Below are 13,149 nucleotides of genomic sequence, written 5' to 3'. Positions count from 1 at the left end.
GTTTGTTATATATGGTTCATATCTAATCATAATGAGTCAAAAGTAAAGCCTTACGTGATAAAAACCGGCAAAAGCAGCAGATCGGTCTATCTGCTGCCTTTGCCGGTTTTAAATTTGATGTTTTTTACTGCTTTGTTTAAATGTTATTTTATTTACTGCCCAGTCCAAACATTATCTTGTGGCGTATAATCCATAAAGAGATTTCCGTCCAGCGTAATTTTGGATATTTTCTTTTTAGTGGTGATTTTTATTATCTGTTGTGCCTGATTCTGCTTCCAACTAATTGGCGATTGATGGCGTGTGCTGGTTGAGCCATCCTGATAAACGACATTGATATCAAAAGGAATGGCAAACCCACCAGGATTATCGATCGTTAAGGTATAGGTATTATTCCCCTTTTGCACATTAGCCAGTTTTATGTCAATATAATTGTTGGTAAAAAACCAGTTCTGGAAAAACCAATTAAGGTTTTTCCCGGATCCTGCGTTCATTGCGCCAAAGAAATCCCAGGGAATGGGATGTTTCCCGTTCCAGGTATCCATATAATAATGTAAGGCTTTTTTAAATAGCTGATCTCCCAACAGATCTTTAAGTGCCAAATAACTTAGAGAGGCTTTACCATAAGAATTATGGCCATAACCGGCTCCACTTACCTGGGTAGACATAGAGATAATGGGTTGATCTTCTTCAGCGGATGGATCCTTGATATAGCCGGCCACCCGAAACATTTTATAAACAGAATCCGCATGTTCTTTGCCAAACTCCTCTTGACCAATCAAGTATTCAAAGGTGGTTGCCCAGCCTTCGTCCATATAGGCATAACGGGTTTCATTGATCCCCATATAGAAAGGAAAATAAGTATGGGCAATTTCATGATCCTGTACCATCTGAGAAAATTTAAGATCCGGGGTGGTTCCATCATTGACCATCATAGGGTATTCCATATCCGCATATCCCTGAAAAGAAGTCATCTTGGAAAAAGGGTAGGGGACACCTGGCCACTCAGTAGAAAAATAATGCAAAGAATGTTGCGCCCAAGCCACATTATGATGGAAATCACGGGCAGTGTCATTAAATGCAGCCTGCACACTGGCTCGTCTACCTGTTTTTGGGTCAACGACCACGCTTGCTGCATCCCATACATAATTCTTACTGGTTCCAAAGCACATATCCGTTATGTGATCTGCTTTGAATTTCCAGGTATTCCAATCATTTTGCTTGGTCACCTTATGGTCTCTCATCTCCTGAAAATCAGCAATATGTAAAACTTCGTCAGCGGTATAAGACTTTTTGAGGCGCGCTGCGATCTCAGGTTGCAGCACATCATCTGGATTCAACAGGTCTCCTGTGGCCCACACAACATAATTCTTCGGAACACTTACGGCTAAGTTATAGTCATTAAAATCGTTATAGAACTCTTGACGATCAGAGTGGTCGAGCATATCCCAACCGTTATAATCATCATAGACAGAAACCCGAGGATAACTATAAGCTACATAAAAGGTCGTACTATCGATTTGTCCTTCTCTGCCACTTTGTTTAGAAAGCGGGTAATTCCAATTGATTTTGAGTTCGGCCGTTTGGTGTGGCATTATGGGTGTTCTTAGCCTAAAAGCACCAACAGTACCCATGCGCTTGCTGTTTATTCTATATGGCTGATTATCAACAGACATTTCAGTTATATCCAGTCCACTGTCTAGAAAATCCGGGCTGGTTATATGGGATCTGGGCGAGGTGGGCTTATGTAAGTTGTTGACAAACCGAATCGCGATCATCTTTAATGTATCGGGACTATTATTGGTATATTGAATGGTTTCCTGACCGGTAACAGTTCTGGTTTCAGGTGTAACTTTTACCTGAATATCATATACCCCTTTGTTTTGCCAATAGTTGGGGCCCGGTTGTCCGGTCAGGGTTCGGGTTCCTTTTTCAATCGCTTTTTTGATATTTCTGGGTACATAGAGCTCCTGGGCAGATACAGAGAGGCTACCCATAGCAATCATACAGCCACCTACTAGTGCTATTAATGATTTTTGCATACTGAACTTAAATTGAAGTTGCGTTATTATTATTGTATTACTTGCCTTTGAAAGGTGAAATTAGTAATTTTTTCTCCGTTTTTAATCATTGTGATAGATTTTCGGGTAGAACAGCAGGATGACAGGTCGTAATTTTTTCCCCAATTGCAGCCAGGCCATCAGGCTGCATTGCCGAATTACCTGTATATTTGCAAACTATTTTAGTGGGAAACCACAGCAATTAAAGCAAAAGATACATGACGATTTCATATAATTGGTTGAGTGAATATTTACCTGAAAAAATAGACCCAGAGAAGCTGTCCAAGATTTTAACCTCCATTGGCCTGGAAGTAGAAAGTCTGGAAACCTATCAGAACATTAAAGGGGTCTGGAAGGGATTGTTGTTGGCGAGGTACTCACCTGCGAACCACATCCGGGCGCCGACAAACTCAAACTCACCACGGTAAATATCGGTCAGGACACTGCGCTGAATATTGTATGTGGGGCACCCAATGTCGCTGCCGGTCAAAAAGTACTGGTAGCAACGGTTGGTACTACCTTATATAATAAGGAGGGAGAACCTCTTACTATAAAAAAAGCCAAGATCAGAGGTGAAGAAAGTTTCGGGATGCTTTGCGCTGAAGACGAACTGGGTATTGGTGAAAGCCACGAAGGTATCCTTGTATTGCCTTCTGATACAAAAGTTGGCACTCCTGCCGCTTCTCTCTTTCCAATCTATACCGATTTTCTCTATGAAATAGGCTTAACACCCAATAGAATGGATGCACAAAGTCATATGGGGGTCGCCCGTGATGTGACGGCTTATCTGACGCGGCACAACAGCGGTTCTTTTAAAATAAAAACCCCTTCCGTAAATAGCTTTAAACCGGATAGCCAGGAAATCAGCATAGATATCCAAATCTTAAATCCAGAACTATGCCCTCGTTACGCCGGGCTGGTTATTACAGGGCTTACTGTAGCACCTTCCCCTGATTGGTTGCAACAAAAATTAAGGGCTATTGGGCAGCGTCCGATTAATAATATCGTTGACATCACTAATTTTATATTGCACGAAACCGGTCAACCCTTGCATGCCTTTGACCTCTTAGCCGTAAAAGGCAATCAGATCCAAGTGAAGACCCTTGAAAAAGGTTATTCATTTGAGACACTGGATGGTAAGATCCGTACACTCTCCGAAGAAGATCTAATGATCTGCAATAGCGAAGTGCCCATGTGTATGGCAGGTGTATTCGGAGGAAAACAAAGTGGCGTTAAGGATTCAACGACAGCGATTTTCCTGGAAAGCGCCGTTTTCAATCCGGTTTCCATTAGAAAAACCTCTGTTCGCCATGGCCTTAGAACGGATGCCGCCACCCGTTTTGAAAAAGGAGTGGATATTTCTAATGTCATTTATGTGCTTAAAAGAGCAGCCATGATGATTAAGGAAATTGCAGGTGGTCAGATATCCTCTGCTATCAAGGACGTTTACCCTGCTCCAAAGGAAAAGACCCATGTCGCCTTAAAATATCATTATCTTAAAAAGCTTAGTGGCAAAAACTACCACCAGGATACCATCCTTGATGTGCTGGAAGCCCTTGGTTTTGAAAAGATTAAAGAAGGAATGGATGAAGTTTGGGTGGCAGTTCCTTACAGCAAACCCGATATCAGCCTCCCAGCTGATATCGTGGAAGAAATTTTAAGGATCGATGGCCTGGATAATATTGATATCCCAAGTTCTATTACCATCACCCCTGCGATTGATGCCAATGGACTAAAGGAAGATCTCAGAGAAAAGCTTGCTGGTTTCCTGGTAGGAAGAGGTTTTAATGAAATTATGACCAACTCCATTACCGATAGTAAATATTATAGTGCTGAAACGCTGCAATCAGTTGTTAAAATGATCAATAACCTGAGCGCAGATCTGGATGTTATGCGGCCCTCCATGATTGAAACAGGTCTGGAATCACTGGCTTATAATATCAATCGTAAAAATGAAAATCTCCAGTTTTTTGAATTCGGCAAAACTTACAGCACAACCGGCGTAGGCAAATATTTGAAAAAGAGCACCTGGCGATCTATATTACTGGTAAGGACCATGAAGATACCTGGAGGGAAAAGGGGAGTGCCTATACAATCTACCAGGCTAAAGGCCTGGCTTATTCCTTATTACAACTATGCGGCTTTTCTCAGATTAAATTTCAAGTTCAACCAGATACCGGATTAATAGAAGTCAGTGCAGATAAAAAGAAGCTCATTGAAATTCAGTTGGTTGCGTCCAGCAAAAGAGAGCAGTTCGGGATCAAAGCTCCGGTTTATTTCATCGATCTTGATTTTGGCACATTAATTTCATTGAAAGAAAATAAGAAAATCACCTATAAAGAAGTTTCTAAATACCCTACCGTATACAGAGACCTGGCACTGGTTTTAGACAGTAATGTCCATTATGAGCAGATTCAGGAGGTTATACGTAAGACAAATTTACCCTTACTTAAAAGCACTCGTTTATTCGATGTATTTGAAAATGAAAAGCTGGGTAAAGGGAAAAAATCTATGGCCATCAATTTTGCTTTCCTGGATGAGCAAAAAACGCTTACCGACAAAGAAATTGATCAAATGATGACTAAACTGATTTCTGGCTTCGAAAAACAATTACAAGCAGAGATCAGAAAATAGGTGCGCAAAGCAAAAATACTGGTTGAGTAGTGCCTCTCTAAACGGCACTACTCAACCATAAAAAAAATCGTATTTTTAAGCAATAACCTTAATCTTTTACTACATGGAGCAAACCGCACTTAAAAATCTGGAAGACAAACTGGAGCAACTCCTGAAAAAGTATCAGTTATTGCAAAAAGAAAATAAGCAGTTGAAAAACAGCTTATCAGAAACCGAAATGGCTTTGGCTAAAAGCCAGAAGGCTTATGAGGCGTTACAGTTAAAGCTCGATGCGGGTATAATCAGGGCAACAAGAGCCATGGATGAACACCAGCAACAGTTGTTGCAAAACCGTATTGACCAATATCTGAAAGAAATCAATAAATGCCTTACCCTTTTAGAAGCCTGATAAAATGACCGACATCATTATCATTAATGTTCTCATTGGAGACCGCAATTTTCGGTTAAAGACCAATAAATCCGATGAGGAGATTGTACGCAAAACAGTTAAAATGGTCAATGATAAGGTCATGGAATTTAAAGCTAAGTTTGCGGGCAAGGATATGCAGGATTATGTCTCCATGGCACTGCTCTGGCTGGCAACAGAACAGAACAAGGCTGGTGAGTTTTTGATAGGGATGCAGGAAACGGAAGATAAATTAAACAGTCTGGGCTCCAAGCTAGACAAATTACTATTAGATGAGGATAGTGCTGAATAACCTGGAAAATAAATCGTAACATAAAATAGTTCGAAGAAACTACCCATTAAAATCAAATTTTCCATCTCTGATTTATTGCGGATATTTTATAGATTCTATATTTCCTGAACTTTGATTAAATTTGAAAAAGAATTCAATAATCTGTTTAATTACGTTATTAATTAGATGATTATGAATGTTTTTCACACACTAATCCTTATTATTTTTAACACCCATGGAAAAAAACAGATTGGAAGCCTTTAGTGATGGAGTACTGGCTATCATCATTACGATTATGGTGCTGGAATTAAAAGTGCCAGAAACAGGCGAGGGTCATTTCAGTGATTTATTGCCCATTGTACCCAAATTCCTAAGTTATATATTAAGTTTCGTATATGTGGGTATCTACTGGAACAATCACCATCATATGCTGCAATGTTGTAAGCAGGTTAATGGCAAAGTGCTCTGGGCTAACCTGCACCTGCTTTTCTGGTTGTCCTTATTTCCATTTACGACTGCTTGGGCTGGTGAAAATCACCTGGCTGGCGCACCATTAGCCATTTATGGGTTTGTGCTTTTTATGGCTGCTATCGCCTGGGTAATACTGCTGAATTGTCTGATCAAAGCCAATGATTCTAATGCATTACTGGCAAAAGCTGTTGAAAATAAAACCCTTAAAGAACAAATTTCTCCCTTTATTTATATTGCCGGGATTGTAAGTTCCTTTTTCATTCCCTGGTTGGCCATCGCTTTTTATACAGTTAGTGCCATTATCTGGTTGGTCCCCGATAAAAGGATTGAAAATGCCCTTAAGGACGCCAAATCCCAATAGAATAAGGATTCTCTTCCCCTTTTACATTTTCAATATTCAATCCTCCATCTAGGGCGTGGAGGGTATTATTATATATTATATAGTGTACATTTGCTGACTAAAATAAAGCACTTTATAATAATTACTATTAAGGGACTTATAATATGTACGAATATACATCCAGCAAGCGTCTTTTTGAAAGAGCACAGTTGAGCATCCCAGGTGGCGTCAACTCTCCGGTAAGGGCTTTTAAAAGCGTTGGTGGGACGCCTATATTTATAGAAAAAGCCAAGGGAGCTTATCTGTTTGACGTAGATGGACAAAAATATATAGATTATATCGCTTCCTGGGGGCCGATGATCCTGGGACACAGTTATGCTCCGGTAATCAAGGCCATTCAGCAAAAGGCTGAAGATTCCACTTCTTTTGGTGCACCTACTGAACTGGAAATCAAGATGGCAGAGCTCATTAAAAGCCTGACAAAAAATGTTGATCTCATCCGGATGGTCAACAGTGGCACAGAAGCCTGTATGTCAGCACTTAGAGTCGCCAGAGGTTATACGGGCAAAAATAAGTTTATTAAATTCGAGGGTTGCTACCACGGCCACGCAGATATGTTTTTGGTAAAAGCAGGCAGTGGCGTTGCTACTTTTGGCATTCAGGAAGTTCCAGGCGTTACCGCTGGTACAGCTAATGACACGCTGACCGCTCCTTATAATGATCTGGCAGCTGTCAGGAACCTGGTAGAAACCAATAAAGATCAGATTGCAGCGATTATTGTAGAACCAGTTGCTGGTAATATGGGCTGTGTTTTGCCTGAGCCTGGCTTTCTGGAAGGCCTCAGACAAATCTGTGATGAAGAACATATGCTTCTGATTTTCGATGAAGTTATGACTGGATTCAGGTTAGCACCAGGCGGCGCCCAACAAAGATTAGGTGTCGATGCAGATCTGGTCACTTACGGGAAAGTCATAGGTGCGGGTCTGCCAGTAGGTGCTTTCGGGGGCAAAAAAGCCATTATGGAAAGGGTAGCTCCATTAGGGGATATTTATCAAGCGGGCACCTTAAGTGGAAATCCACTAGCCATGATTGCAGGGTTTACTTTGCTTACTGAACTTAAAGACCATCCTGAATTCTACACACAATTGGACAATAAAGGCGCGTATCTGAAGGAAAATATATACACTATCTTTAAGGAAGCCGGTATCCCAGTCCAGGTCAATCAATTTGGCAGTATGCTGAGTGTCTTTTTTAATGAAGCGCCCGTCACCGATTTTACGACTGCCAGCAATTCAGATATGGCGCTTTTCACCAAGTTCTTCCATGGGCTGCTGAAAAGAGGCGTACATTTACCGCCTTCAGGTTACGAAAGTTGGTTCCTTAGCAATGCACTAAACCAATCAGACCTGGATCAAACACTGGATATTATCCGTACAACACTTGAGAAATTATGATCATTTTGACAGAATTTCTTATGGAAAACCCCCGTTTAGTCATCTTAAACATAGTTAGTGACCATTAAAACCAATGAATTATGGAAATGGATCTTGGAAGACAGGTAAGAGAGCGAAACAGAAAACGCTATAACAATATGCGCTCCCTGAAAGATATTATCATGGCTGCCATCATTTTGGCAGTCGGTGTTTTGATGTTCTTTGGCGATAAATTTCAGTTTACCCGGATTCTGATGGCTAATAAGGATCCGATGATTAAATATATTTTTGGCGGACTTTGTGCGCTTTATGGTGGTTTTAGGTTGTATCGGGGAATTAAACAGGATTATTAATTCTAAAAATATGTGTTAAAATTATAAACTGATATAATTCAGAAAAACAAAAGTTTATGTTTTTTTTTCGTGCAACAAAATTTCTACTTATTTTTAGCCTCGTTCTTTGGAGTTTAATTTCCTGTGAATCTAAAATAAAAAAGGATGGTCATCCTCAAGAGGGCACCCTTTATGTGAGTGCGGATGAATCTTTTAAACCCATTATCGATCAACAGATCATGGTTTTCGAGGCTTCTTATCCAAAAGCACATATTAAAATTACCTACAAGTCAGAAGCTGACTGTTTTCGAGATTTACAATCCGACAGTACGCAGTTGATACTGGTAACCAGGGCACCCAACGATCAAGAGGAAGATTATTATAAAAAAATTTTGGGTCATCCATTATTATATTCAGTGCTGGCCTACGATGCAGATGCGCTCGTAATCAATAATTCAGCTGATGATAGTACATTTTCTATTGAGCAGCTACGAAAAATATTGACTGATTCAGTTCCGGATAAATATCAGGTGCTGTTAGATGGTGATAATGCAACGAGTTCAGTCAGATTTATAATGGATTCTATTACTAATGGGAAAAACTTTGGCATTAATGTAGGAGGGACCAAAGGCAATGAAGATGTTTTAAAACAAGTGGCAGCGAATAAAAATGTGATTGGGTTTGTAGGTTCCAGTTGGGTATTTGGCTCAGCAATTGCCGAAAAATACAGGGATTTGGTTAAACTGGCGTATGTTGAATGCAAAAGGTGCGATGATGGCACTTATGCAAAACCCTCGCAGGCAACAATATACAGTGTACAGTATCCTTTGGTACGGCCTTTGTTTGGGATTCTCAAAAATGCTGATATCGGATTAGGTGCTTCCTTTTACAATTTTATGAGTTTTGAAAGAGGACAACTGATTTTTAGAACAGGTGGACTTGTCCCCGCAAAAATGAATTTTGTTATCCGTAAAGTGGTTAACAAACCGGATAAGGATTCTGTAGTTGTTAATAAATAGAATTAAAAAATTATATAAAAACTTTTAAGCGATAAACCTAAATATCGATATCAGGTAAACAAAAAATAAAAATGAAGAAAATGAAGAAGGTTGTTTTTAGTTTTCTCGCCGTTGTATGTGCAGTGTCTTTTGCCGCGGCTCAAAAATTGGAAGATGGTGTGACAGCACTATACTACCAAAAATACACGGACGCAGAGAAAATTTTGCAGGATTTGGTAAATAAAGCAAAAACTCCGGATGGTGAGACCATTTATTGGTTAGGCCAGGTATATTTAGACAATACATATGGTGAAGCAGATGGTGAAGCTAAAGCTCAGGCACTGTATCAAAAATATGCATCTCTAAATGATCCATGGGTTCAAGTTGGTCTGGGTGAAATTGATTATATCAATAAAAACAAACAGGCAGCTGAACAAAAATTTGAAGCTGCTATGGCTACAGCTTCAAAATTCAGAGGCAAACATAAAGAGGAAGATCAATGTAGACTGATGACTGCTATTGGCCGTGCAAGTGCCTATGGCAATAGAGATCAGGGGGATCCCGCATATGTTATTCAAATTTTACAAAAGGCCATGGATCTGGATAAAACAAATCCTTATCCGTGTGTATATCTAGGTATCAACTTTTTGAAATTAGGCGGTGATCAGGGTGGTAATGCATTTGTTGCTTTCAACAATTCTATTACTAGAAATCCAAAATTTGCCTTAGGCTATTACCGTATGGGTAAAATTTTCCATTCTCAGAATAACTTTGAAGTAATGGATGAATGGTACAAAAAAGGTATTGCAGCTGATCCTACTTATGCACCTATTTATCTGGATTATTTTGATTATTTCAAAAATACAGACTACAATAAAGCTAAAACTTATTTAGACCTGTATGTCAAGAACTCTGATGGTGGTTGTAATGTTCAATACTTCCAGGCAGATTATCTTTTCCGTTCTGGTAATTATCAGGAATCTATCAACAAGGGTAAGGAAATGGAAGCCGGTACTTGTGCAAACTTTTCCCACTTAAACCTTTTACTGGCAATGAACTATCACCGTTTAGGTGATACAGCACAGGCAGTATCCTATGCAAAGAAATTCTTTGCAAACACTTCTGCCTCTAATTTATTGCCAGATGACTATGCATTTGGTGGTTTTATCTACAAAGATGTCCCAGAAATGGCTGATACAGCAGTTAAATATTTAAAGATCGCTTATGATCTGGATACCATCCCTGCTGAAAAAGCCATCTACGCGGACTCCATTGCAGCTGCTCTGGAAAAAGCCAATAAACCCGTTGAAAAATATCAATGGTTAAGAAAGCTGTATGATGAAAAAGACAGCACTTCTGATGGTTATAATACTGCCATGTTCAATGCCGGTTATGCCGCTTTTGAACTTGCTCAGCAGGATTCTACTTACTGGCCAGCCGCAGACTCTTTATTTACCAAGTATAAAACCAAATACCCTGAACAACCTTATGGTTACATGTATTTAGTTAGATCTAAATTACTGGCGAAGGATACAACTGGAGCTATCCCCGAAATTCAGGACTTCATTGGTTTTATGAAGAAAGATTCTGTAAAGTATAAAGAAGATCTAATGGGTCAGTATGGTTTCCTGGCGAACTATTATGTTAATGTCAAGGGTGACTATCCGAATGGGCTTAAAATGTTTGATGCCATTTTAGCACTGGATCCAACCAACGCAGCTGCCAAACAATATGGTGATCAGATCAGAGCTTATCTGGAAAAACATAAGGCTGACGCTGATTCTAGTGGTACTAAATAGCAAAAAATTCCTAAAAGGAAATAAGTTATAATCAGTAAACTCCGTGATTCTATGTTTGGAACTAGAATCACGGAGTTTTTTGTTTTATCTGAAAACCGTATTTTTGTCCTTCAAATTGAGTAAAATGTTATCAAATCATATTTTAGCCGCTGCTCCTGTTGCAGTTCAGCATGCAACAAGTTATTTACCTATTGCACTTCAAATCATCTTTGCTATTGGTTTTGTGGCACTAATGATTTTTGTATCCTCCCTTTTGGGTCCTAAACGTAAGACAAGTGACAAACTGGCCAATTTTACAAGTGGTATCCCTACCCACGGTAATGCCCGTCAGCCAATGGCCATTAAATATTTTTTGATTGCTATTTTGTTCGTATTATTTGATGTGGAAGTTATTTTCTTCTATCCTTATGCAGTCAACTTTAAAAGCCTTTCCTGGACTGGTTTTTACGAGATTTTACTTTTTGTCGGTCTGTTTTTGATCGGATTTGTCTACATTATTAAAAAGCGCGCTCTTAAATGGGAAGATTAATAAAATTTTATTCTTCGCATCAAGGCTTAAATTTTTTTCAACTTTTTAAATAAACTCTTTATAGCGATCTGGATTTAGTTCCAGATCGCTTTTTTGTTTTTATTTGTATAGAAATACCTTTAAAATAGTCTAACTGAAATTGAATATTTTTATATCACCTATTCACTTTAGTGCCTGGTTAATACAGATATGTTCCCTAGACTGGCAAACAAACACGACCCAACTTCCCGGATTTTTGTTTTATGTCGATATTCTATTTTTGCTTATTTATTCTATACTATTATTTCTATGTTTTCAACAAAGTAATGCATAGTACCTGAAAAGTAAACAAGCTACCTAAATTATCCATTACTCGTTCAATGCAAGGCAAACCAATCACCGTGAAACGTTGTTTTTGAATCATAATGACTTATTTAAAGTATTTAAAACCAAATAATTAGTCGTCGTGGAACCTATATTCACATAGTGATCTTAATAACCCAAAATCCAGTGGATAACCCATGCTTTATTATAAATAAATGTGGAAAAGTTTAGAATAAATACAGGCGTTTTTGGCGTCAGCCACAAAACGTTCTATTTTTTAACTTTTTATCCTGAGTTAATTAACAGTGTATATGTGTGGATAATCAAATGTGAATAAAACCCACTTTACTTTTCCACAGTGTGTATAAATATACTTAAGCGCTTAATTATTAATCAATTAATATGTGGATTAAAATGTGGATTACGGTTAATAACTAAAAAGTTATTAACTTTGACTATTGTGAATAAACAAATTATCCAGATATTCACACCCTTAATAATAGTATGGTTTTTAAATAAATAATTATATAATTAATTATTACGGCAGTTATGAACATAACAGAAGCGAAAGCGGTTTTAAATAAAAGAGGATTTTTAGATTTACCGGTAGATCCTTCCTTAGATCTGTTTGCAGAAATCGAAAAATTAAAAAAGGAAACGAATGCGATTATATTAGCGCATTATTACCAAGAGGCGGATATACAGGACGTTGCTGATTATATTGGCGATAGTCTGGGCTTGGCTCAGCAGGCAGCTAGTACGAATGCAGATGTTATCGTATTTGCTGGTGTTCATTTTATGGCTGAAACGGCCAAGATATTGAATCCTACAAAAAAGGTGTTACTACCTGACCTTAATGCGGGTTGTTCTTTGGCGGATAGTGCACCGGCGGAGGCCTTTAGGAAATTTAAAGAGGCGCATCCTGATCATATTGTTATTTCTTACATCAACTGTACGGCTGAAGTAAAGGCTTTAAGTGATATTATTTGCACCAGTGGCAATGTGGAAAAGATTATAGAAAGTTTACCTAAGGATCAAAAAATTATTTTTGCGCCGGACAGAAATTTAGGGGCATACGTAAATAAGCTTACGGGGCGAAATATGCTCCTTTGGGACGGTTCATGCCAGGTACATGAGATTTTTAGTTTGGAGAAGATTTTGAGCCTTAAAAGGCAGCATCCTGAGGCATTATTGCTTGCACACCCTGAATGCGAAGAGATTATTTTGAAAGAAGCTGATTTTATCGGGAGCACGACCCAGATTTTGAAATATGCGACGAGTAGCCCGGCGAAGGAATTTATTGTGGCTACAGAGGCGGGTATATTGCATCAGATGGAAAAAGATTCACCGGATAAAGTTTTTATTCCTGCTCCTCCAAGTAATGCCTGTGCATGTAATGACTGCCCGTACATGAAACTTAATACCCTGGAAAAATTGTATTTATGTATGAAGTTTCAATTACCGGAAATTAAAATGGACGAAAATTTGCGTTTAGCTGCCAAAAAACCGATTGACAAAATGATGGAGATCAGTAGAAAGGCTGGGCTGATCAAATAAAATAATTTATTTTGTTACA

The 13,149-nt window shown here is 38.7% G+C and carries 12 protein-coding genes and 1 pseudogene; 12 read left to right on the top strand and 1 reads right to left on the bottom strand.

The features are described 5' to 3' along the window. Positions 1–152: 152 nt before the first annotated feature. The gene (locus tag FSB73_RS08960; protein WP_146781151.1) at positions 153–2,039 is read right to left on the bottom strand and encodes a M1 family metallopeptidase; all 1,887 of its coding nucleotides are present in this window, start codon (positions 2,037–2,039) and stop codon (positions 153–155) included. A gap of 236 nt (positions 2,040–2,275) precedes the next feature. On the opposite strand from FSB73_RS08960, the gene FSB73_RS24650 reads away from it, so the two are divergent. The 12 genes and pseudogenes from FSB73_RS24650 to nadA all read left to right on the top strand — a co-directional run bounded on the left by FSB73_RS24650 (position 2,276) and on the right by nadA (position 13,130). Continuing rightward, positions 2,276–2,485, top strand: coding sequence for a hypothetical protein (locus FSB73_RS24650; RefSeq protein ID WP_225974650.1), 210 nt, complete (start codon positions 2,276–2,278; stop codon positions 2,483–2,485). Beyond that, positions 2,407–4,292: pseudogene (pheT, locus tag FSB73_RS08955) on the top strand (phenylalanine--tRNA ligase subunit beta); the annotation flags it as partial. The gene FSB73_RS24650 and the pseudogene pheT, both read left to right, overlap by 79 nt. Next, a complete protein-coding gene (locus FSB73_RS24645) occupies positions 4,284–4,691 on the top strand; it encodes a phenylalanine--tRNA ligase subunit beta-related protein (RefSeq protein WP_317132871.1) in 408 nt (135 codons plus the stop codon). The pseudogene pheT and the gene FSB73_RS24645, both read left to right, overlap by 9 nt. Before the next feature lie 103 nt (positions 4,692–4,794). Further along, entirely contained in the window at positions 4,795–5,079 is a 285-nt protein-coding gene (locus tag FSB73_RS08950) for a hypothetical protein (protein ID WP_146781150.1), read from the top strand. A gap of 4 nt (positions 5,080–5,083) precedes the next feature. Further along, positions 5,084–5,389 (top strand): cell division protein ZapA, encoded by a 306-nt coding sequence (locus FSB73_RS08945; RefSeq protein ID WP_146781149.1) that lies wholly within the window; start codon positions 5,084–5,086, stop codon positions 5,387–5,389. Between the two features lie 214 nt (positions 5,390–5,603). Continuing rightward, positions 5,604–6,200, top strand: coding sequence for a TMEM175 family protein (locus FSB73_RS08940; protein ID WP_146781148.1), 597 nt, complete (start codon positions 5,604–5,606; stop codon positions 6,198–6,200). Between the two features lie 143 nt (positions 6,201–6,343). Next, on the top strand, positions 6,344–7,633 hold the full coding sequence (hemL, locus tag FSB73_RS08935; protein WP_146781147.1) for a glutamate-1-semialdehyde 2,1-aminomutase: 1,290 nt from the start codon (positions 6,344–6,346) through the stop codon (positions 7,631–7,633). A gap of 80 nt (positions 7,634–7,713) precedes the next feature. Beyond that, positions 7,714–7,965: a hypothetical protein gene (locus FSB73_RS08930; RefSeq protein WP_146781146.1), complete on the top strand. Its 252-nt coding sequence runs from the start codon at positions 7,714–7,716 to the stop codon at positions 7,963–7,965. Between the two features lie 56 nt (positions 7,966–8,021). Beyond that, positions 8,022–8,963: a PstS family phosphate ABC transporter substrate-binding protein gene (locus FSB73_RS08925; RefSeq protein ID WP_146781145.1), complete on the top strand. Its 942-nt coding sequence runs from the start codon at positions 8,022–8,024 to the stop codon at positions 8,961–8,963. A gap of 80 nt (positions 8,964–9,043) precedes the next feature. Further along, positions 9,044–10,741 (top strand): tetratricopeptide repeat protein, encoded by a 1,698-nt coding sequence (locus FSB73_RS08920; RefSeq protein ID WP_146781144.1) that lies wholly within the window; start codon positions 9,044–9,046, stop codon positions 10,739–10,741. A gap of 124 nt (positions 10,742–10,865) precedes the next feature. After that, a complete protein-coding gene (locus FSB73_RS08915) occupies positions 10,866–11,270 on the top strand; it encodes an NADH-quinone oxidoreductase subunit A (RefSeq protein ID WP_146781143.1) in 405 nt (134 codons plus the stop codon). Positions 11,271–12,122: 852 nt separating this feature from the next. Next, entirely contained in the window at positions 12,123–13,130 is a 1,008-nt protein-coding gene (nadA, locus tag FSB73_RS08910) for a quinolinate synthase NadA (RefSeq protein ID WP_146781142.1), read from the top strand. Positions 13,131–13,149: the final 19 nt, after the last annotated feature.

The sequence above is a fragment of the Arachidicoccus ginsenosidivorans genome, from assembly GCF_007971385.1.
Lineage (GTDB): Bacteria > Bacteroidota > Bacteroidia > Chitinophagales > Chitinophagaceae > Arachidicoccus > Arachidicoccus ginsenosidivorans.
The sequence above is the reverse complement of the archived record's forward strand: the minus strand, read 5'-3'. Positions and strand labels throughout refer to the sequence as shown.